Consider the following 18988-nt stretch of genomic DNA (forward strand, 5'->3'; position numbering starts at 1 on the left):
GCTGAACAAAACCTGTAGGAGCAGCACTCAGCCGCAAGCAGGCCGCTGCGCGGCCAGGGGTATCAGTGGGCTGATGCGGCCACTGGTTGATCAGGCTCGCTGTTGGTCACACGCATCAGGGCAGTCATCAGGAAGGCGATAACCAAAAGAGCGCTGAGGAACAGCAGGCCGGTAGCTGCACTTTGGCTGTTGCCTTTAACCACACCAATCAACGAAGGGCCAACGAAACCACCGAGGTTACCGATGGAGTTGATCACCGCGATGGAGACCGCTGCGGTAGCACGATCGAGGAACAAGGTTGGCAATGCCCAGAATGGTGACTTGAAGCTATAAAGGCCCGAGAGTGCCACGCATATCATCGCCATCGACGCCACTGCGCTGGGCAGCATGCCGGCACCGATCAGGCCAAGTGCTGCAACTGCCAACGGAATAGCCGAGTGCATCTTGCGTTCGTTGCGGCGATCAGAGCTGCGCGACCAGATGATCATCGCTGCAGTGGCAACGATGTAGGGCAGCATGGCGATGAGGCCAATTTGGGTATGGGTCAGGTCGCTGGAGAAGCCTTTGATGATCTGCGGCATCCAGTAACCGACGCCCAGGCTGCCACATTGGTAGACGAAGTAGATGAAGGCCAGGTACAGCACCTTCTTGTTCACCATGGTCTTGAGTACACCCAGGCGCTTCACGTTCTTGCGACTCTGGCGGTCGCGCTCAAGCTCGGCCAGCAGCCAGTCTTTCTCCTGCTGAGTCAGCCACTTGGCTTGCTCGGGCTTATCAGTCAGGAAGAAGAAGCAAGCAATGCCGAGGAACACTGCCGGGACGCCTTCAAGGAAGAGCATCCAACGCCAGCCGCTCCAGTCGAACCACTTGATGTTGTCCATGATCCAGGTCGAAAGCGGCGCGCCAATGATGTAGCTGACCGGGATTGCTGCAGTGAACAGAGCGACCGTAGTGGCCAATTCCTTCGACCGGAACCAGTAGGTCAGGTAGACGATCACGCCTGGGAAGAAGCCTGCTTCGGCGACACCCAGGAAGAAACGCAGCACATAGAGCTGGTTGGCGGTCTGGGCGAATGCCGTAGCAGCAGCGATGGCACCCCAGGTCACCAGAATTCGGGCGATCCAGACACGGGCGCCGAACTTGTTGAGCATAACGTTGCTTGGCACTTCAAACAGGAAGTAGCCAATGAAGAAGATTCCAGAAATGAAGCCGAAAGCCTCGCTGGTCAAGGCCAGCTCCTTGTTCATCTCCAGCGCGGCATATCCGATGTTGGCGCGATCCAGATAGGAGACGATGTACAGCAAGAACATGAACGGAATGATCCGTAAGGTGACCTTACGGACGATCGCCTGCTCATCGACAGTTTTATTGTTGTTCATAGAGACCTCATCTAGGGCGAACCGTAGCTCGCCCTTTAATTGTTATCGTAACAGCAGGTATCAGGCGGAAAAGATCATGCAGACCGGACTACCGGTAGAAACCGAGAAGCCTGTCTTTTTCAAACCACCGGTATGCGGATCGACAGCAAACGACACGATGCTGTCGCTATCCTCATTGAGGGCGAACAGGAAACGCTGGTTTGGCGTCAGGCTGAAGAAGCGCGGAGTTTTTCCTTCACTCGGAATAAAGTCGACCGGGCTGAGCAGGCCACTACCTTGGTCAATCGAGAAAACAGCGATGCTGTCGTAGCCGCGATTGGACGCGTAGAGGAAGCGTCCACTGCGATCTACCTCAATTTCAGATGCCCGGCTGTTGCCGGTGTAGCTAGCAGGCAGCGATGGCAGCACCTGGAAAGGCTGCAATGCCCCATTGTTCGAATCGAAGCGATAGCTGGTAACGGTCGAGTCGAGCTCGTTGATCACATATGCAAAGCCAGCTTTTGGATGCATCGCAATATGGCGCGGGCCAGAGCCCTCGCGAGCAACCGCGAATGGCTGGTCGGCGGGATACAGCTTGCCGTTGTCGAAACGGAAGCTGAAGACTCGATCCAGCCCCTTGTCCGGCACCAAAACATAACTGCCAGAAGCATCAAAAGGGTTGAAATGAGGCTTAGCGAAAGGCTGCTCAACACGATGAGGGCCAACTGGGCCGTCAAGCTTGAGCAACTGGTTAATGCTACCCAGGGCCCCATTCTCTTCAACATTGAGGACGGCCAAGGTACCGGTGATATGGTTAGATACCACCATGAAGCGCTCAGTGGGATCCAGTGCCAGGTGTACCGGATTCTTGCCTTCGCAGCTTTGGCGGTTCAGGAAGCTCAGCTTCCCACTGGCCTTATCGACGCTGAATGCACTGACTTCGCTCCGGTCACCGTGGACGGTGTAGAGACGATCCCCAGCACGATTGAGGGCAAGGAATGACGGATTCACCAAGTCATCTACCAACTGCACCTGTTCCAGAGTGCCGGCTTGTTGATCCAGTCGATAAACCGTGATGCCATCACCACGGGCATTGCGCTCCCGGGTTGTGCGCGATCCGACATACGCGAACATAGGGGTATTACTCCCGCTTACAGAATTGTTTGAAGACATGGCACTTGCGGCGCTGACCAACCCTGTTGGCAGCATCGAGCCCAGGAGGCCTAGTCCTGTCGCTGTACCTAGATGTTTGAGCAGCGTGCGGCGACATAACCCTGCTTGCGTGACGCTCACAGGGCCGTGCGCAACATTGAAATGTTCGCGATCCATAGACTTGTCCTTCTTATTGTTTTGGACAGGTTTGGGCCTCGTATGAGGCCCTTGGAAATCAACCCCGTGTGCGTGCAACAACCTTGCGGATTACGAAAGGAAGAACACCGCCATTCACGAGGTAGCGCACCTCTTGCTGCGAATCCACACGAGCAATGACCTCGGCTTCATCACGACGGCCATCGGCGCGACGAATGATCAATTTGATTACGTTCTCACCTACGGCCAGCTCATCAAGGCCTAGGAAGTCAAACTGCTCGCTACCATCCAGGCGGAGGTCGTCAACGCTTTGGTCGGGCTTGAAGACCAGAGGCAGTACGCCCATGCCGATCAGGTTGCTGCGGTGAATACGTTCAATGCTCTGCGCGACAACAGCCTTCACACCCAGCAATGCCTGAGCTTTCGCTGCCCAGTCACGGCTAGAGCCAGCTCCGTAGTTGATGCCCGCGAAAACAACCATCGGTGTCTGCTCTAGGGCATAGCTTTTGGCAGCCTCGTACAGTGGCAAGCACTCACTGTGATCCGCATTCCACACCCAGGCGCCAAGACCTGGTTGCTTGTCGCCCAGAAGACGGTTCTTGACCGACTTGTTGGTGAACGCGCCACGCAGCATCACTTCATGATTGCTTCGACGAGTCGAATACTGGTTGAGGTCTTGTGGGTTTTCGCCACGCTCCAGCAACCACTGACCAGCCAGGCTATTGGCAGGAATCGCACCGGCTGGCGAGATGTGGTCGGTAGTGACGTTGTCACCGAGCACCATCAGCGCCTTGGCGCCATTGATTGCCAGAGAGGCTTTGGGCTGTGCCTGGATGTCTGCGAGGTATTGAGGGCGACGCAGGTACGTCGACTCTGGGCTCCAAGGGAACTGCACACTGCCTTCGGCAGAAAGCGCCTGCCAATGGTGCGTACCATCCCAGACAGTCGCCAGGCGATGCTGGAAGAACTCCGGCTTCACGACTTTAGCAACCTCATCGGCAATGTCAGCATCGCTTGGCATGAGATCCTGCAGGAACACCGGCTGGCCATCAGCACCGGTCGCAAGCGGCTGCGATGTCAGGTCAATATCGATGGTGCCGGCGATGGCATAGGCAACGCACAACGCCGGGGACGCCAGATAGCCTGCTGGTACTTTAGGGTTCACCCGGCCTTCGAAATTTCGGTTGCCGGACAACACCACCACGCCTTTGAGGCCCTCATCAGCGAAATGCTCAACGTGTTCTTCGAGCTTTCCGGAGTTGCCGATGCAGGTCATGCAACCGAAACCGGCCAGATCGAAGCCCAGGGCAGAAAAGTCTTCCAGCAGGTTGGCTTCAGCCAAATAGTCTGCGACCACCTGCGAACCAGGCGAGAGCGATGTTTTTACCCACGGCTTATGCTGAAGACCCAGGCTCCGGGCCTTGCGAGCCAGCAGACCAGCTTGAATCATCTGTGCCGGGTTGGCGGTGTTGGTGCAGCTGGTAATGGCAGACATCACCACAGCACCGTGAGTGATCGACTGACCGAACGAAGGCTCGAAGAAGCTCTGCTCTTGCGGAGCCGTGATCAGCTTGCCGCCGCCCAGAACTTCCTCTTGGAACGATGCAGCAGCCTTGGAAAGCGGCTGACGCTGGTGCGGTTGATGTGGCCCGGCAACACTCGGTTCGATGTTGGCCAGATCCAATTCGATCAGCTCATCAAATTCCGGCTCAGCCAGCTCATCGCGGCGCCAAAGCGGTTGGGCGCTCATGTAGGCGATGACTTGCTCGCGCAACTTGGCCGAACGACCGCTGAGCTCGAGGTAAGCCAAAGTCTCGTTGTCGAACGGGAAGAACACAACGGTCGCCCCGTACTCGGGCGCCATGTTGGAAACCGTGCCACGGGCTGCCCAGCTGAGCGTTGAAAGCCCTGGGCCGGTGAACTCCACGAACTTGCCTACGACCGAGCGCTTACGCAGAATTTCTGCCACATGCAGGGACAAATCGGTGGCGGTTACACCTGGGCGCATGGCATTAGTCACGCGAATGCCGATGACTTTCGGGAAGCTGATCGGTACCGGCTCACCTACCATGGCGGCCTGCCCTTCCAGCCCGCCAACACCCCAGCCCAGCACACCAATGGCATTGATCATCGGAGTGTGGCTGTCGGTGGCGACCATGTCGTCAGGGTGAAGCAAGCGCTCGCCGTTAGCTCCGCGACTTTCCCAGACGACCTGGGCCAACGCCTCCATGTTCATCTGGTGAATGATCCCGGTACCTGGTGGGATCACTCCGAAGTTGTCCAGGCTCTTCTGTGCCCATTTGATGAAACGGTAGCGCTCGCTGTTGCGGCGGAAATCGATGTCCAGGTTCTGCTCGACCGCGTCTGCTTCCGCATAGCGCTCTACGATCACCGAGTGGTCGATGGTGAGCACTGCCGGGATCAGAGGATTCATCGCCTGAGGATCACCACCCAGTTCGGCAACAACATCTCGCATGCCGGCAAAGTCGGCCAGGGCTGGCAGGCAGGTAGTGTCGTGGAACATTAAGCGGTTAGGCTGAAAAGGCACTTCACAGTCAGGGCCTTGACCAATTGCTCTTGCCAGCACTGAGGGCAAAGCCTCTGGAGAGCAGCGTGCGACGTTCTCCAGCAGAATACGGATGGAATACGGCAGCTTCGCAAGCTGGCTGTGATCAAGCATCTTGCTCAGATCGACAATCGTGAACGAATCATCGTTGATCGTCAGGGGACTAAGGAGGTCGCAGGCAGTCTCGGTCATGCTTTCTTCGCTCGGCTTCTTATAGTGCTCGCAAGCGTGGACAGAACCCACGCCGTTGGCGGTTGAGCCGATACTAAAAGCAGTCTGCGGGTATGAAAATTGGTCAATCACCACAACAGCGTTCTCCAAACGAGAACGCTGCTCAGCCGCTCTACTCTGGCAGTTTCAGGTGATCAATGAAGGTCTTGAGCGTAGGCGATGCTGCCTCGTACTTTCTGAACACCAGCAAAAGCGTGCGGTGCGCCCACGGCTCATCCAGTGTCACAGCCTTGAGCTTATGGCTACGCAGGTACTGGTTGATGACACTGCGAGGCAGTACAGCGATACCCAATCCGGCAGACACCATCCTGCACATGCAGTCAAAGCTGCTGATCCTGATGCGCAGTTTGAGGCTCATACCAAGCTTTACGGCCTCCCCTGTCAGCAAGGTATGCATTGAGCTTTCAAGGTGAGGGCCCACGAACTCATGCTCGAGCACTTCCTTGAACTTGATTACCTTACGCGTGGCCAGTTCATGCCCGCTTGGAACCACTAGGGTTAGCTCGTCATGCCTATACGTCAGAGTTTCGAGCCCCTCGGAAGCTGTCTGTGCAGCAATGATCCCAAGGTCAGCTCGGCCATCAGCTACAGCTCGAATCACTGCTGAACCTACCCGCTCTTCAATGTCAAACTTGATCTGGGGGTAGAGCTGGGCAAATCCATCAACGTCCTGGGGCAAAAACTGGGACAAGGCTGACGTGATGGCGTGGATTCGAATATGCCCCTTTACCCCACTTGCATACCCACTCAATTCGCTGTCGAGCTGTGCCATGGTTTGCTTGAGCTGCCTGGCGTAATACAGCAAGGATTGCCCTGCAGGAGTGAGCTCCACCCCCCGAGCATTTCGCACCAAAAGTGGCGAGCCTATCTCCGCCTCAAGCTCGGTAATCCTTTTGCTGATCGCCGAGACTGCCACGTGCTTGATGCGACCCGCACGAGTCAGGTTCCGCTCCTGGGCAACAGTTATGAAAAGGTCGAGGCTGGTAAGGTCGTAGCGCAATGTTCAAGTCCTGATAGGGAGCGATCGGTGCTCCACGAATGCGGTTACAGATCGCTTTTGAATTGGCTCATCCATCCAAGCGTATCCGTAGTCACAGTAGAAGGATGGTACTCGCAGCCCACCCAACCGCTATAGCCAAGCTGTTGCAACATGTTGAACAGACTCAAAAAATCCATGCTGCCTGAACCTGGCTCGTTCCGCCCCGGCCAGTCGGCAATCTGCACATGTTCTATTCGATGATGATAGGCACGAAGTATCCCTATCGCATCCTGGGTCAGGATCTGGGCATGGTAGAGATCTAAGATGAGACGAAGGCCTGGCAAGCGGTCAAGCACATCCTGCGCCTTGTGGAAGTCGGAGAAAAAGTAACCAGGCGCCGCTTGCACGCTGATAACCTCCACCAAGGGAACGAGGCCACGATCGAGCAGGTAGTTAACCCCATAATCCAAGTTTTCCCTGAAGACAGCGCTTGCCTGACCATCCCCAGTGACGCCTGACATCAGGTGCACGTTGGTGCATCCGAGTGCTGTTGCGTACTGCACGGCCTTTTCAAGGCCATGTCGGAATTCCTTCGCTTTTCCTGGAACGGCTGCAAGCCCTTTTGAATCACCAGAGGGGGAAGCGATCTGAATGAGCTCTAACCCAGAGGCCTGCAAGAGGTCGGCTAGAACAGAGGCGTCATATTCATAGGGGCTAGGAAACTCTACCGCTGCGAAGCCAGCTTCAGCAGCTGCGGAAAAGCGATCCAGGAAAGGAAGCTCGGTGAATTGAAATCCCAGGTGCGCGTTAAACTTGAGCATTAGGCCGTTCCATCGCTTGAAGAGTTTTTCTGCTTGCCGCACCAACCGTGCGTAAGGGCATCGTAGAGTGCCGCTACCTCTCTGAGAATTATCAAGTGACGAACAGGTCATTCTCCAAGTGCGAATCCTGCGAATCGCCGTAGCCGCGCAGCATGGCCAAGCGCAGCCCGCACGGTGCACGCTGATGATAAGCAGAGAGGTATCCTGGTCGAATTGCTCTAGGACTGTTTAGGTCAGCATGCCTCGGGGGGTGATTTCGAGGGGTCGGTTGAAGACCACGAACTCCGTCGCCATGTAAGAGCAAACCTGAGCTGTTGCGACCTTCACCGGCATGATCCATTGGATTGCTGGCACTAACGCCCCAGAGGGGACAAAAGCCTGTGCGATCTATCCCCTAGCTGGGATGCATGCGAATCGAGACGCTATGTTTTCAGTCAAAAATCAGCATATCGTGGCGCATTGACAGCACGCGAACAAAACTGATTGACTGAGGCATCTCAAGCATGGACGTAGGTCTTCAAAAAGGAGCTGCATAGTGAAAAAACGGGTGAATGCTGTGGTCTCTAAACTCACAGGAATTTCTACATCTTTTTTTGGCATCTCATGGCAGCCCTCCACCCCTGAGACCGAGGTAGTCAAAAAGCTTCTCATGTATTTCGAGAGCAAAAGATCACTGGGTGTTGACGAGCTAGGGCGCGATGGTCATTGTGCTCCCGTTCGACCGGACTGGCTCTCCATGTCTGTGATTCAAGTTCGAGATCAGACAGTGTTAACCATGCAAACGATGGCCTTGTCTAAAGGCGCTGACAACGTCATGAATATCATTGTAAGCAGGTGCAACCACTTTCTCTGCGAACTTGAGTCAGATGAAAAATCCCACTCCTACGAAACACTACTTCACCACTGGCATAGGGAGATGGCCTCCTGCATTTACTCGCTGTGCCGCAATGTGAAAGTTTATCCTGGCACCCGGTTGTGCCTACTACTTGAATGGCGGCTGCCGAGCAATGTTAAACTGTCCGACCTAGAGCAATTTATATAACTCCACTTTCAACAGTGGTATCCGGACATAATTCGATGAAACGAGTCAGGCTAATTCGGCATGGCGAGAGCGCCGCCAATGCCGGACTTGCAAGCCGCGATCATGCGACCATCCCCCTCACCTCGCTTGGCGTGGATCAAGCGTGGATGGTCGCCGGATCATTTTCTGTGGCCCCCGACCTGATTGTTACATCACCATTTGCGAGAGCGCAGGCCACCGCCCAGGCAACTGCAACAATCTTTCCCAGTACCACAACAGAGATATGGCCGATCCAGGAGTTTACCTACCTAGAGCCTGCTCGCTGTGCTGACACTACCGTCGCTCAACGCAAGAGGTGGGTTGACGCTTACTGGCTCAGGTCAGACCCCGCCTACCGCGACGGCGTCGGTTCAGAATCATTCATCGACTTTATATCCCGAGTTCAAGCCTTCCTTGTGCGGCTTGCCCAGCACCAGGCCAGTGGAACCGTAGTGTTCTCACACGGGCAATTTTTGAACACCGTCGCTTGGTTGCTGGAGAAAAAGCCACAGGCACTGGACAGCCCCGCGATGGCAGATTGGCGTAACTACGAGATCGAGAATCACCTGCCGAACGGTGGCGGGTTCTGGATCTCAAAGGAGAACAAGGATGATTTCTGGATCTTAGATCGATAGGCAATCGCTGAGCTAGCTGCCCTGAAGAAAGAACCCGACCGTGAGCTATCTCCGGTCGGGTATATGGGGGCTATACCGCGTTCACAGGTGCGGCTTCCGTAGTATCGCTACCACTGACTGGCGCTTCTGGCCCATCAGGCTGTTGGCCCGTGGAGGGAGGTGCGTCAGGGTAGAAAGCCTCAAATGTGTCACGCGGGAAGAGAGAACGAATCTTGTACAGAGCGTTGGTAAGGAATTGTGTCCTCTCTACATCGGCGTAGTCACCACTGTATCTTCCCGAGAAGAAATTGACCTCCCAGTAGCCAATCTTAGGCTTTATTTCCCCCGCAATCCGAGCGGCCTGCATACCAGTCATACTCGGGTGACCAAGCTCGTCCGGCGCCGGAATGTCTTCGGCGATGAACAACACACCATCCTTGCCAATGGCCCAGATCAGCTTGCTCTTTGAATCCGGGTCGCTAACCACCGCATCAGCCACTTTTTGATAGGCCTGGTGAACCTCTACCAAACGGATCTGCTGTGGATCCCAGAATTTCTTCGCTGTTGGATTGGTGCCCTTCCCGTTCCGCGCAACCTCATTTTCCTTAATGTGGTTGGGCGCACGCAGCGTGCCGTACATGCTGTTGAGGTGGCTTTCGTAGTCGTCTCGGCGCTGCTTGACGGCCCTGGTGAATGCGGGGAAAAAATGTTGGTCGTCTAGACCGGCGACCTGGCTCTCCTGGCCGATGAATCCGGCCAACATTGCATCTGCATAAATCGGGTCAAGAATGTAAATGCCTGAAACCGCGTTGCCCAGTGGGATATCGGTGGCATCCAAAAACACCCGGAAGGCAGGCTCTGAATCCCAGTAGACATCAATTTGCCACTGGAGGCGTGCTAGGTTGCCAGTCAAGAAGCCGAGTTTCTCCTTCCTCCAGCGGATCATCCGCTCTTCATCGAGGGTGTAGGTACCCAGCTTGTTGCCGATTTCTCGATGAGTGCAATGCTGGCGAACATCGTCCCGGGCCTGAGCAATCGATGCCAGTTTTATCTCGTAACCGACCGAAGGCACGTCGATGCCGAGCATAGGGCAAATTTCATCCACCAAGTATCCAACAACCTGGTCGCGGATCCGCTCCGCTGTGCCGTGAGCGAACTTGAAATCGATGCGAGTTTTCCTATCTGCCGGAATAATCGAGATATCCGGAACGATGATCTCATGCGGCTTTACCCACGTGGTTGCATCAGCCTCACGGATGGACATCGCCAGGCCCCAGCGACCTTTTGCAGCGTCAGGTGTAGCGGTTCCGAGATAGTCTTCAACCATCACGATTTCTGCCCGTGCGTAAGGGCCTAGGCGGTCGTCATGTACGTATACCCACTGCTTACCGTCTCGGAAGTCGTAGCCCAGTGCAGTGATTGCATGCCCTGCCTTGACATACTCTCCAGACTCATTGGGCTCAACGCCGTATACGGTACCCGTCAAAATGACAGGCAGATCGCTATCGATATGAGCAATGAGGTAGTCCCGGAAGGACTCTCGGGTTGATTGTTCGAGGCTCGTGTTGTGATAGCGCAGTCCCTCGACATCCAACGTTCGCTGAATTTGCTTGTTGGTCAGCTCTTTGTTCGGGAAACCGTTACTGGAGCCATCCACAAAATTCAACGCAGCGGTGGTGATCTCACTGCAGGACTTGATGTCCTTCACCCCACGCCCTGGAAGGCTATGCAGCGCTGTCCAAATGGCGGTGGTTGCGCAGGCAGCTACAACCTTGTCCTGCTCCTGGAAAGCAATCGAATCGATCGTAAGCTTGATGCCAAACAGATTCACATCATAGCGCTTGTCGATTTTCTTCTTGCCCTCACCTCGATCACCACTCACACGCAGGCAGGTCTTTCCCACGAATGTCCGAGTGAGCGGCTTGATCACCATGAAGCCGAGGTAGTGGGACTGCAGTTGCTCCACAGTCTTAACAGCGCTCTCATCCTCGTCATCAGCCAACACCTCCCCCGCATCTCCCGCCAGGAGAGCATCAAGCCGCTTGTGGGTTAGATCGCAGCTGAAGAAGTGAAGGCGAGCACACTTGTAGCCATCGTTACCGAAGCGCCCCAGATAAAAGCGGGAGTAATCCTCAAGGAAGTCTCGGTCGATGTACTCGTGCTCAAGCAGAATACTTCCTACCGTCTTCTTACCCGCAGGAATCGGAGGCATGAAGGACTTCAGATAGTTATAAATGTACGTGATCTGAGGTTTGTCGAAGATGTCAGCATGATCGTAGCCATAGGGCTCATGAATCAGAGCTGCCAGCGTCGCTTCCTCGAAGCTGGTGATGAGATATGGAGTCATTATGATCGCGCAAAAAAAAGCAGCCCATAAGGCTGCTTTCATGTAGAGAGATTTATTAGAGGCTGCAGGTCTTGGCCAGCAGTGTCGCGGTGACTTCTTGATTAGCGAATTCACGTGCCAGACGATTGTTGGTCTCGGCCATGCGATCACGAGCCGCCTTCAGGCTGGCTTCATGAGAACCCTTCCGGTTACGGGCCTCTTCGATCATACGCTCCAGAGTCATAGCTCCATCCTCTAAGAATATTGGTTCCACGGTGCATCAACGAATCCAAATGCGCGACCACTGACTCCACTGGTTAGCAACGTGGTACCGACGCGCTTGCGGCGGCGGCGCGGATTATCGAATCCGCTCGCCAAGCTTCACAAGCAGTACCTGTCGTCAGCCGACAAGCGGCATCACGACTGTAGTTCAGACCGAGCCAAAGCTCCAAGGTTCACGAACCACCAGCCCCAGGATCCGCCAAACGGTAGCGCCGTCACAGTTTTGCTTCCCAACAAAATCGTGACAATTCTCCCCTACTAGCCGGCGCTGCAAACGCCAAAACCTCCATCACAGAGGTGCCCTAGCAGGGCGAGAATCATTGGATAAGCCGAGTATGGCATATGGCGATCATACACTTAAAGTGTAATTTATGATTTTTTGCGCACCATTTTGGTGCATGAAGAAGGCCATTTCACTGGACTGTACCAGTGATGAACTGATGATTTAGGCGGGGCATGCGAGGTAGCTGTGAGGTGGTTGAGGGCCATTTCTCCTCCTAGGCCCTCTTCCTTTATATGACGCCCGTCGTTCGGGAATCACAAGCCGAGCCAGCTCTTAAGCCTGCTGATCAGCGACGTAGGCTCAGTCGGCTGCTGGGTTGGTGCCGAAAGACGATCTACATCGCCTACTGGACTGGAAGGTTGCCGCCGTGCTTTCGCTTCGGCATCGCGCTTGCGACCTGCGTTGATCGCTTCCTGGGACATGTTGCCGGCCCACTCGATGCGGCCCGATCGTACCCAGTAATGCGAGCGACACTTGAACGTCCAGTTGCCAATGGAAGGCTTGAGCGACACCGTTTCACCATCGAAAGACATCTGCCAGTCGGTTGGCGAGAATGGAGTGATCACCTTGTTGCCGCAACCGCAGGCACACAGGTGTGCTGCAGTTGCGAACTCCATTGCCAGGTACAGCTCACCGGGTTCCAGCTTCTGTGGGAAGCTCTCAACGAACTGAGGTGTGAGACTCTTGATGGTCATGGGCGCTCCTCGCTGTTGCCCATCTCGTTGATGTTGGTCGAGTAGGTAAAGTGGTCGGCCTGGACTTGATCGACGTAAAATCCACAGAGGCGCTTCCAGGTGCCAACCGCCAGTACCGCGTTGAGTGCATTCAGGTCAGCGATCTGAATGTTCGAGCGATAGGCATCCTCTGCAGAGTTCTCTGTGAGCGGCATGGTGCGATCGGCGTGATCATAATGCTCTGCTGTGAGGGTCGTCACACGGCACATGCCCCAGACCTGCTGCGTGTCGCCGACAAGGTGAACACCCATACCGACATCAAGCAGCGAGGTTTTCGTGCCACGCAGCGCTTTCACCACCAAATCACGCACCGTCGCGTTATCGACACTCAGGAACACGTAGTCGAAGGCGCCCAGCTCAGCGACATTGCCGGCAGCGATCATGCATGGGTGGGCAGTGATGTTGCGGTGCATCTCCCCATACTTCTCCTTGAGGTAGTCGACCTTCTTCATCCCCCGCTGCAGATCGATGAAGGAGACAGCCCCAGGGTAGCGAAACGCGTTGTGCTGCTGGAGTACGTCGCCATCGAACAGATGGATCTCCGCAACGGGCGTTTTAGCGACCTGATCCAGGATGTAGGCACCGGTACCGCCGAGCCCAACCACTGCCACTTTCAATCCCTTGAACCTCTCAGTGGGCGCTCCGATACCAGCGCGTGCTGATGCCGTATCGGTGTAGGCGAAGACCGTTTCCTCTACATCCGAGCGGAACGGGGCAAAGGTCTTGGCAGTGACATCCTTATCAATGGCCTGAGCCTGGCCACTCAGAATCGAAACGTAGATCGAGACCTTTTCGTAGTAATCGGCATAGTTGCCAGCCTTGGGTTTGGCCGAAAAGTAGTGGTTCACGAGCAAATCAGACAGCAGTTGATTCGGATTGCTGTTGTTGATGATTTGCTCGAGGGGACGCCCTTGCGAATCGCAAGGGAGGTCACCGATGAAGTGTGCCGTATGGTCGCTCGGACTGACCGCCACATCAGCGGTCAGATTGAGCGCCATGACCAGCACGCCTTTGCACACCTGGCGCTGAGCGTTTACGTAGGGCACGTCCCGAACCAAGAGGTAACCGTCCTTGGTGTCCAGGTTGTACCCTTCATTGCGCAAGCGCAGGAGGTGAGGACTACGACTTATCAGTTGGTGTGACATTGAAGTGCATCCCCTTCTTGATACGGACGTGTTGCCCATCGACCAGGTTGGTCGCCGAGTTGCCTTCGTGGCCCTTCGCAAAGGTAACGGTGAAGTGGGCGTTCGGGTCTGGCACAGCTTCTGGGTAGGCCAGCCGCACTACTTCCCAGTAAGTGAGGTTGCGCGAGTGGACGAACACCGGCTGCGTGTTTACGAAGACCTTGATGTTGATCTCCACCGAAGCGAATTTCTCGACACCAGGGCGGGCCAAGTCGAACAGATCGCGATCTTCGATCAGCTCATCGTCATCCCCCGGGATGACCAGGAAGATGTCGTACTTCTGAGCATCTACGCCGGCCAGCTTCTTCAAGGTGCGACCAGAGATGCGTTGAGCCCCCCAGTCCTGCGCCTGACCATCGATGAAGAAACGGAAGGTGCGGTCACTTTTGAATGCCAGGAACTTCTCGACACCTGCCTGGCGCAGGTCAGTGGTTTCACTAGGGCTGAGCAGCTCCAAATGGCCATTGGTGAGAAGCTGGAACAGCAGGTACTCGTCAACCGGGCGGAGTTCAGCAGCCTCCAATACCTGCTGCCCGGTCGGAACAGGATCAGCGATCACCAATGGCCGGTACTCCAGCGCATCGTTGCCGAGCTGGATTTTGTATGGGCCATGATCACGCACCTCGCGGCCTGCCAAGACGGCGGCAGCCACGTCCTCAACCTCAAAATCGTTCAATTGACTCATGGGTGAATCCTCGTATCTGAACCAAATGAGCTGTTGTCTACGCAGACAACACCACCGTCCTTAAAAAACGACCTAATGGTCGTTGTCCAGCCAGACAACAGTGGACTTCAAAAAAAAGCCGCTTATCATGGATCATGAACAGCGAGCTGTTGTCTAGCTAGGCAACAGACTACTCCCGCCCGTTTGGGCAATGCAATAGGTTGGAGAAAAAAATGGATTTGGCCGGGTTCATCGCAACCATGCGTGAACGAAAAGAGCTGAGTTTCCGTGACTTGGAGAAACGTGCTGGCGACCTGGATCACGCGTACATCTGGAGATTGGAGAAAGGAGATCGAGCAGCCCCGTCAGAGGACGTTGTCATACGCTTGAGCCATGCGCTCGAGCTGGATGACCGTGAAGGTGAGGTTTTCAAGCTGCTGGCCAAGTCGGTAGCAGTTGAGGATTCCCTGTACCACCTGATGGTCTCTCGGATGGACATCCCATGGGAAGATTTTGAAGACGTAGCGACGATGAGCTTCAGAGGTGAACGTCCGAACACCGAAGAGGCCTGGCTCAAGCGGATCCAACTCATTCAGCAAATGTGACAGCGAGGAGCTTCATGGACGAAAACGTTGTGATCTCAAGAGCTCGGAAACTGTTGAAGGATGCAGGCATCAATTCAGCGCCAGTTGATGTTGAGGCGATTGCCCTTCACCTAGGCTTCAAGGTTTCGCGTGTAGAACTCCCCGAGGGTGAAGCAGGTAGCACCTTTGAAAGGCGTGGGCAGAAGCACATCTGGGTCAACGAAAAGGACAGCCCGGTTCGGCAGCGCTTTACCATCCTCCATGAGATCGCACACCACGTTCTAGAATTGCCCTCCTTGCACGGTGAGAAGGTGCCCTCCGATGAGCTTGAACGCTTCACAGGGCGCCCTCACGAGGAGATTGCATGCGATACCTTTGCAGCTGAGTGCCTGGTTCCCTGGGCGATGATCCAGCCGCTCGCAGAGGATAAGGACTTCACTCTGGAGCACCTCTCCGAACTAGCAGAGCACTTTCAGGCATCCCGCTCGTGTGTAGCATCCAAGTTCGCACAAGCCTCTGAGGGCCACTTGGCATTTGTGGTAGCTGAAGACGGTGTAGTGAAGTATTCAATTTGTTCGAAGGCCCTGCGCGATGCCAGGGTGTGGATCACTAAAGGCATCCCGCTTCCTCAAAATTCCGCTGCTGCCAAAGCGCATAAGGCCGGCATCAGTGGCCTACATGAGGTAGACATTGAGGGAACGGACTGGAGCACCAGTGACGATGCTCGGCGGTTCGCCTGCTACGAACAAGCCACGTACCACGCCCCCACCAGGCAGACCCAGTCAATCCTGAACTTCGAAGAAATGGATCCTCGCCCTGTGTCTAGCAGCCATCGAGCGAGACATGATGACGATGATCTTCTGGAAGAGCTCGATGGCCGGCCTGGGTGGTCGAAGTATCGGTAGCCCGAATAAGCTGTTAGACCTTTCGATTACTTAGCCATTCCTCAACACCAATCTTACAAAGAGTCTGGCACATGCCGAGAGCACTTCCCACCAATCCACCTCTTTTTAAAATTGAGCTCCACCCACGACACTCTTCCTACCGATAAACTAAGGAGCCTTAGCAAACGTAATTTTCCGACGGACAGCGATTGAAATTTTGTTCTTCATATCTGACTGCGACTGGAGATCCCTGTCATCACATTCAAGCAAATCGCAGACATTAAAAAGTTTGACAATTTTTTCATCTTTTTTACCTATAAACGCCAGAATCGTAGGGCGTCCATTGGCCATCGCCCTTATCTCATCCGCACTTTCCTTGAACAGACTGTGGTCTCGAATCAACACAACACAGAAGGGCAGCACCTCCAAAAGATCTGATTGATCAAATTCATTTGCAGGCGAATACAAATTAGCCTTCACCAAGCCGGAGTGAAGCAGGCTTAAAAGCGTGTCAAGATACTCAATTGTTGAGTGATGCCTAGTTTCCGCCGTTATGACATCTAAAGCACCTCCAGCCCATGAAGTTTCTTTTATCGCTTCAGGCAGGAGCTGAGACCGTTTGAAACACCCTTGCACCAATTCATTGCCGAGCTTAGACAGAGCCCCATTTTTTACTAGCTTCTTCACGGAGAGCGACTCATGATCCATCTCATCCATGATTTCTGCTTCATCACCCAGCAAGATATTTTTGGGGGCAATACTTCCTCTGTAATCAGGGGTAACCAAGGTGTAATTGGTGGCAATCCAACCACGCCGAAGCTTATCTAATTGCTGATTAGTAAGCTGACTAAGAGTAACGATAAGGTATTTTTTATATTTTTTATTTACCTTTCCAGCCGCTATAGACCTGGCAAATTGCCCGTAGACTTTTGATTTGCCACCCTCAATATCACTCAAGCATATTTTAAGCAGCGCATGATAATCATCGACATCTAGAAAATCCCCTATCAGAGTCGGCTCACCATTCAGCAAACCCTCATGAAATTTCTTAACTCTTTTTTCGTTACGTTCCTCTTGGTATTTCCCAATATTGTCAGATGCAGCCTTTATTAGCTCATACAAAGCCTTAGACGCACTCGCACCCGGAATCAAATCTAAAGCAAACTTTGTGATTGAGTCCCCAGCCGTAAAAACCAAATCGGAACTGCCACGCCTTGTCATTAATTAACATCCTTGAGACGCAATTGAAACTATTTATATTTAAGCCATTCTTTACAGATTGCGTTGGCAACTATCAGAGGCCGTCATCTTGGGAATTGAGATGGGCTGCCAGCACATCCCCGTGGCACGCAGCAGGCTTGCAATGGCAAGCGATGACCTTACCCCTGATGATGCCTAGGTTGTGCTCGAGGTTTTCAGATGCCTTGAGGAAGCCACGACCGAAGTCGTAGGCGAACTTGCGAATGACCTCGTCACGATCACCGTCCTGGCCCATCTGGTAGGGATTACCCCAGATAGTGCCTCGACCGATGTAGACGTCGTAGATGTCTCCTCGATCTTTGTTCACCACCAGGGTGAGCTGAAGCGGGACTACACGGGTCGGAATCGTGGCCTGGCCCAAAGCACACCTCAACTCAGCAAAGCACTCGCGATCCTCGAAGAGAATCGCGTGCGTAGCTTTTTCGACGGCGCCGGCATGGTCATCCACCAACTCGAAAGGGAGGCCCTGCTCTTCCGCATAGGCGCTCACATATCCGTTGGGATCAGCCATGGCGATAAGCTGAATCTCAGGGGATTGGCTGGTGTAGAACTGCACCTTCCTCTGCAGCTTCGAGTAGCAGAGGAATTCCTTCGGGTAGGCGATGAGGATGGTCTTGGTATCACTCATACGAGATGCTTGACGTCGATGGACTCGTCGCTCCAATGCTCTTTCAGGTACTCGGTAACAAGCCGACGATGGCACTGATGAGGTTGATGCTCACTGCAGAGCAGGCAGCCACCTTCCATGAGATCCCGGCGCACATGCTTCTCGATGTTGCGCTTCGCCATCAGGTTCATGAACTTCTCCTCGTACTGCTGCCAGGAGATGTCCTTCTTCTGGTAGGGCGAGAGGATCTCCTTGGTAGGCGCCAGGTCAGGCAGATGGACGTAGTCGACGTCACAGATTTCCGTCAGGAAATACTTGAGATCGTCCCGCTTGGCAAAGCCGGAAAGCTGGGAGATGTTGTTCAGCCGGACGTCCACGACCCGCTTGGTACCTGAGAGCTTGATGAGAGAAAAGAATCGTTCGGCCTTTTTCTCGGTAAAGCCTATCGTCAAAATTTTCATGAGCATCCGTCAGAATATGGCAGCGACAAGCTTGTAGGCGTAGCCGGTTCTCGGATCGAGATCTCCCAAGCTGACCGTGAAGTAGGTGTTTTCCGGGAGTGGATAGGTTCCGGCGCCGCGACGCAGATAATCTTGCTCCGCCTGGATATCGGTAATCTTCAGGGCGTACTGCCGCTGGTTATACCTGAACGTGGCCCGAACCTTAAGCCTAGGATCGTCGAAATCAGCTCCCTCCGCCAATACCCTGACAGAGGCGCTCTCTGGACGAATCAGGTAGAGCGTCGGTCGCTGAGCATTCAGAAGGTCAGGAGGCACTCGGTCGTTAACTCCACCAGTGCTATGGAAATTCGGCTCCCAGAGCTGCTGGGGAGTATCGACGAGCTGTGCGAGACCATCTAGACCCAAGCGACTAGCTGACGCCCACAGTGGCGGATGGCAAATGACGTGGTTCTCAATCTGATACTGGTGATTCTGAAGGCTGGAAAAAGTGACGGCAGTAATATCCAGATTCCGTAATAGCTGGCCATCAGCGTAGGTGCGCTCGGGATCCGAGATTGAGTCATTCTGACGATTGCTGACTGGGCGTATCCAAGCGCCGTGGTTAGGCCCACCCCAAATTTTTCCGGCCACACACCGGCCACCTGGCTTTTTAGAACTGGCCAAACACACGAACTGATGTTGATACGGTGGCATAACGAAAATCCCTTTCATGATGGCAGTGCGCCATCCTGATCGTATCTCCGTCGCCTAGCAATGACCGTTCATCGCCGCTTCGCTTGTCC

General features: G+C 54.4%; 18 protein-coding genes. 4 read left to right on the top strand and 14 right to left on the bottom strand.

Features of this window, described 5'->3' with window-relative positions; genetic code table 11:
* Window positions 1-62 precede the first annotated feature (62 nt).
* From ACF8O8_RS08605 to ACF8O8_RS08625, 5 genes are all read right to left on the bottom strand, one after another.
* Window positions 63-1379 (bottom strand): MFS transporter, encoded by a 1317-nt coding sequence (locus tag ACF8O8_RS08605; protein WP_046614951.1) that lies wholly within the window; start codon window positions 1377-1379, stop codon window positions 63-65.
* A 60-nt stretch (window positions 1380-1439) separates the two neighbouring features.
* Window positions 1440-2492, bottom strand: a complete 1053-nt coding sequence (locus ACF8O8_RS08610; RefSeq protein ID WP_392509564.1) for a lactonase family protein — start codon at window positions 2490-2492, stop codon at window positions 1440-1442.
* Window positions 2493-2745: 253 nt separating this feature from the next.
* On the bottom strand, window positions 2746-5424 hold the full coding sequence (gene acnA / locus ACF8O8_RS08615) for an aconitate hydratase AcnA (protein WP_392509517.1): 2679 nt from the start codon (window positions 5422-5424) through the stop codon (window positions 2746-2748).
* A gap of 151 nt (window positions 5425-5575) precedes the next feature.
* A complete protein-coding gene (locus tag ACF8O8_RS08620; protein ID WP_046614948.1) occupies window positions 5576-6463 on the bottom strand; it encodes a LysR substrate-binding domain-containing protein in 888 nt (295 codons plus the stop codon).
* Between the two features lie 44 nt (window positions 6464-6507).
* On the bottom strand, window positions 6508-7263 hold the full coding sequence (locus tag ACF8O8_RS08625; RefSeq protein WP_392509518.1) for a hydroxypyruvate isomerase family protein: 756 nt from the start codon (window positions 7261-7263) through the stop codon (window positions 6508-6510).
* Between the two features lie 535 nt (window positions 7264-7798).
* On the opposite strand from ACF8O8_RS08625, the gene ACF8O8_RS08630 reads away from it, so the two are divergent.
* Window positions 7799-8305 carry a DUF6650 family protein gene (locus ACF8O8_RS08630; RefSeq protein WP_392509519.1) on the top strand — a complete coding sequence of 169 codons (507 nt, stop codon included), beginning with the start codon at window positions 7799-7801 and terminating at the stop codon, window positions 8303-8305.
* Window positions 8306-8340: 35 nt separating this feature from the next.
* Window positions 8341-8958 carry a histidine phosphatase family protein gene (locus ACF8O8_RS08635; RefSeq protein ID WP_392509520.1) on the top strand — a complete coding sequence of 206 codons (618 nt, stop codon included), beginning with the start codon at window positions 8341-8343 and terminating at the stop codon, window positions 8956-8958.
* Window positions 8959-9028: 70 nt separating this feature from the next.
* Here ACF8O8_RS08635 and ACF8O8_RS08640 read toward each other — a convergent pair whose 3' ends face one another.
* The 5 genes from ACF8O8_RS08640 to ACF8O8_RS08660 form a co-directional block, all read right to left on the bottom strand.
* On the bottom strand, window positions 9029-11326 hold the full coding sequence (locus ACF8O8_RS08640; protein WP_392509521.1) for a hypothetical protein: 2298 nt from the start codon (window positions 11324-11326) through the stop codon (window positions 9029-9031).
* Between the two features lie 13 nt (window positions 11327-11339).
* On the bottom strand, window positions 11340-11507 hold the full coding sequence (locus ACF8O8_RS08645; RefSeq protein ID WP_392509522.1) for a hypothetical protein: 168 nt from the start codon (window positions 11505-11507) through the stop codon (window positions 11340-11342).
* A gap of 575 nt (window positions 11508-12082) precedes the next feature.
* On the bottom strand, window positions 12083-12523 hold the full coding sequence (locus tag ACF8O8_RS08650) for a DUF6527 family protein (RefSeq protein ID WP_392509523.1): 441 nt from the start codon (window positions 12521-12523) through the stop codon (window positions 12083-12085).
* Window positions 12520-13707 (bottom strand): ThiF family adenylyltransferase, encoded by a 1188-nt coding sequence (locus ACF8O8_RS08655; protein WP_392509524.1) that lies wholly within the window; start codon window positions 13705-13707, stop codon window positions 12520-12522. The genes ACF8O8_RS08650 and ACF8O8_RS08655 overlap by 4 nt, the downstream gene beginning before the upstream one ends.
* A complete protein-coding gene (locus ACF8O8_RS08660) occupies window positions 13682-14431 on the bottom strand; it encodes a multiubiquitin domain-containing protein (protein WP_046614942.1) in 750 nt (249 codons plus the stop codon). The genes ACF8O8_RS08655 and ACF8O8_RS08660 overlap by 26 nt, the downstream gene beginning before the upstream one ends.
* Before the next feature lie 212 nt (window positions 14432-14643).
* Between ACF8O8_RS08660 and ACF8O8_RS08665 the strand changes: the two genes are divergently transcribed.
* The gene (locus ACF8O8_RS08665) at window positions 14644-15015 is read left to right on the top strand and encodes a helix-turn-helix transcriptional regulator (protein ID WP_253152464.1); all 372 of its coding nucleotides are present in this window, start codon (window positions 14644-14646) and stop codon (window positions 15013-15015) included.
* A gap of 14 nt (window positions 15016-15029) precedes the next feature.
* Entirely contained in the window at window positions 15030-15899 is an 870-nt protein-coding gene (locus tag ACF8O8_RS08670) for an ImmA/IrrE family metallo-endopeptidase (protein WP_392509525.1), read from the top strand.
* 147 nt (window positions 15900-16046) lie between these two features.
* On the opposite strand, the gene ACF8O8_RS08675 is transcribed toward ACF8O8_RS08670, so the two are convergent.
* From ACF8O8_RS08675 to ACF8O8_RS08690, 4 genes are all read right to left on the bottom strand, one after another.
* Window positions 16047-17099 (bottom strand): hypothetical protein, encoded by a 1053-nt coding sequence (locus ACF8O8_RS08675; protein ID WP_392509526.1) that lies wholly within the window; start codon window positions 17097-17099, stop codon window positions 16047-16049.
* Between the two features lie 73 nt (window positions 17100-17172).
* Window positions 17173-17766, bottom strand: a complete 594-nt coding sequence (locus ACF8O8_RS08680) for a DUF4326 domain-containing protein (RefSeq protein ID WP_392509527.1) — start codon at window positions 17764-17766, stop codon at window positions 17173-17175.
* Window positions 17763-18206: a DUF488 family protein gene (locus ACF8O8_RS08685; protein WP_392509528.1), complete on the bottom strand. Its 444-nt coding sequence runs from the start codon at window positions 18204-18206 to the stop codon at window positions 17763-17765. Before ACF8O8_RS08685 ends, ACF8O8_RS08680 begins: the two co-directional genes overlap by 4 nt.
* 9 nt (window positions 18207-18215) lie before the next feature.
* Window positions 18216-18917, bottom strand: a complete 702-nt coding sequence (locus tag ACF8O8_RS08690; RefSeq protein WP_392509529.1) for a hypothetical protein — start codon at window positions 18915-18917, stop codon at window positions 18216-18218.
* Window positions 18918-18988: the final 71 nt, after the last annotated feature.

The sequence above is a fragment of the Pseudomonas sp. TYF_14 genome (assembly GCF_043105275.1).
Lineage (GTDB): Bacteria > Pseudomonadota > Gammaproteobacteria > Pseudomonadales > Pseudomonadaceae > Aquipseudomonas > Aquipseudomonas alloputida.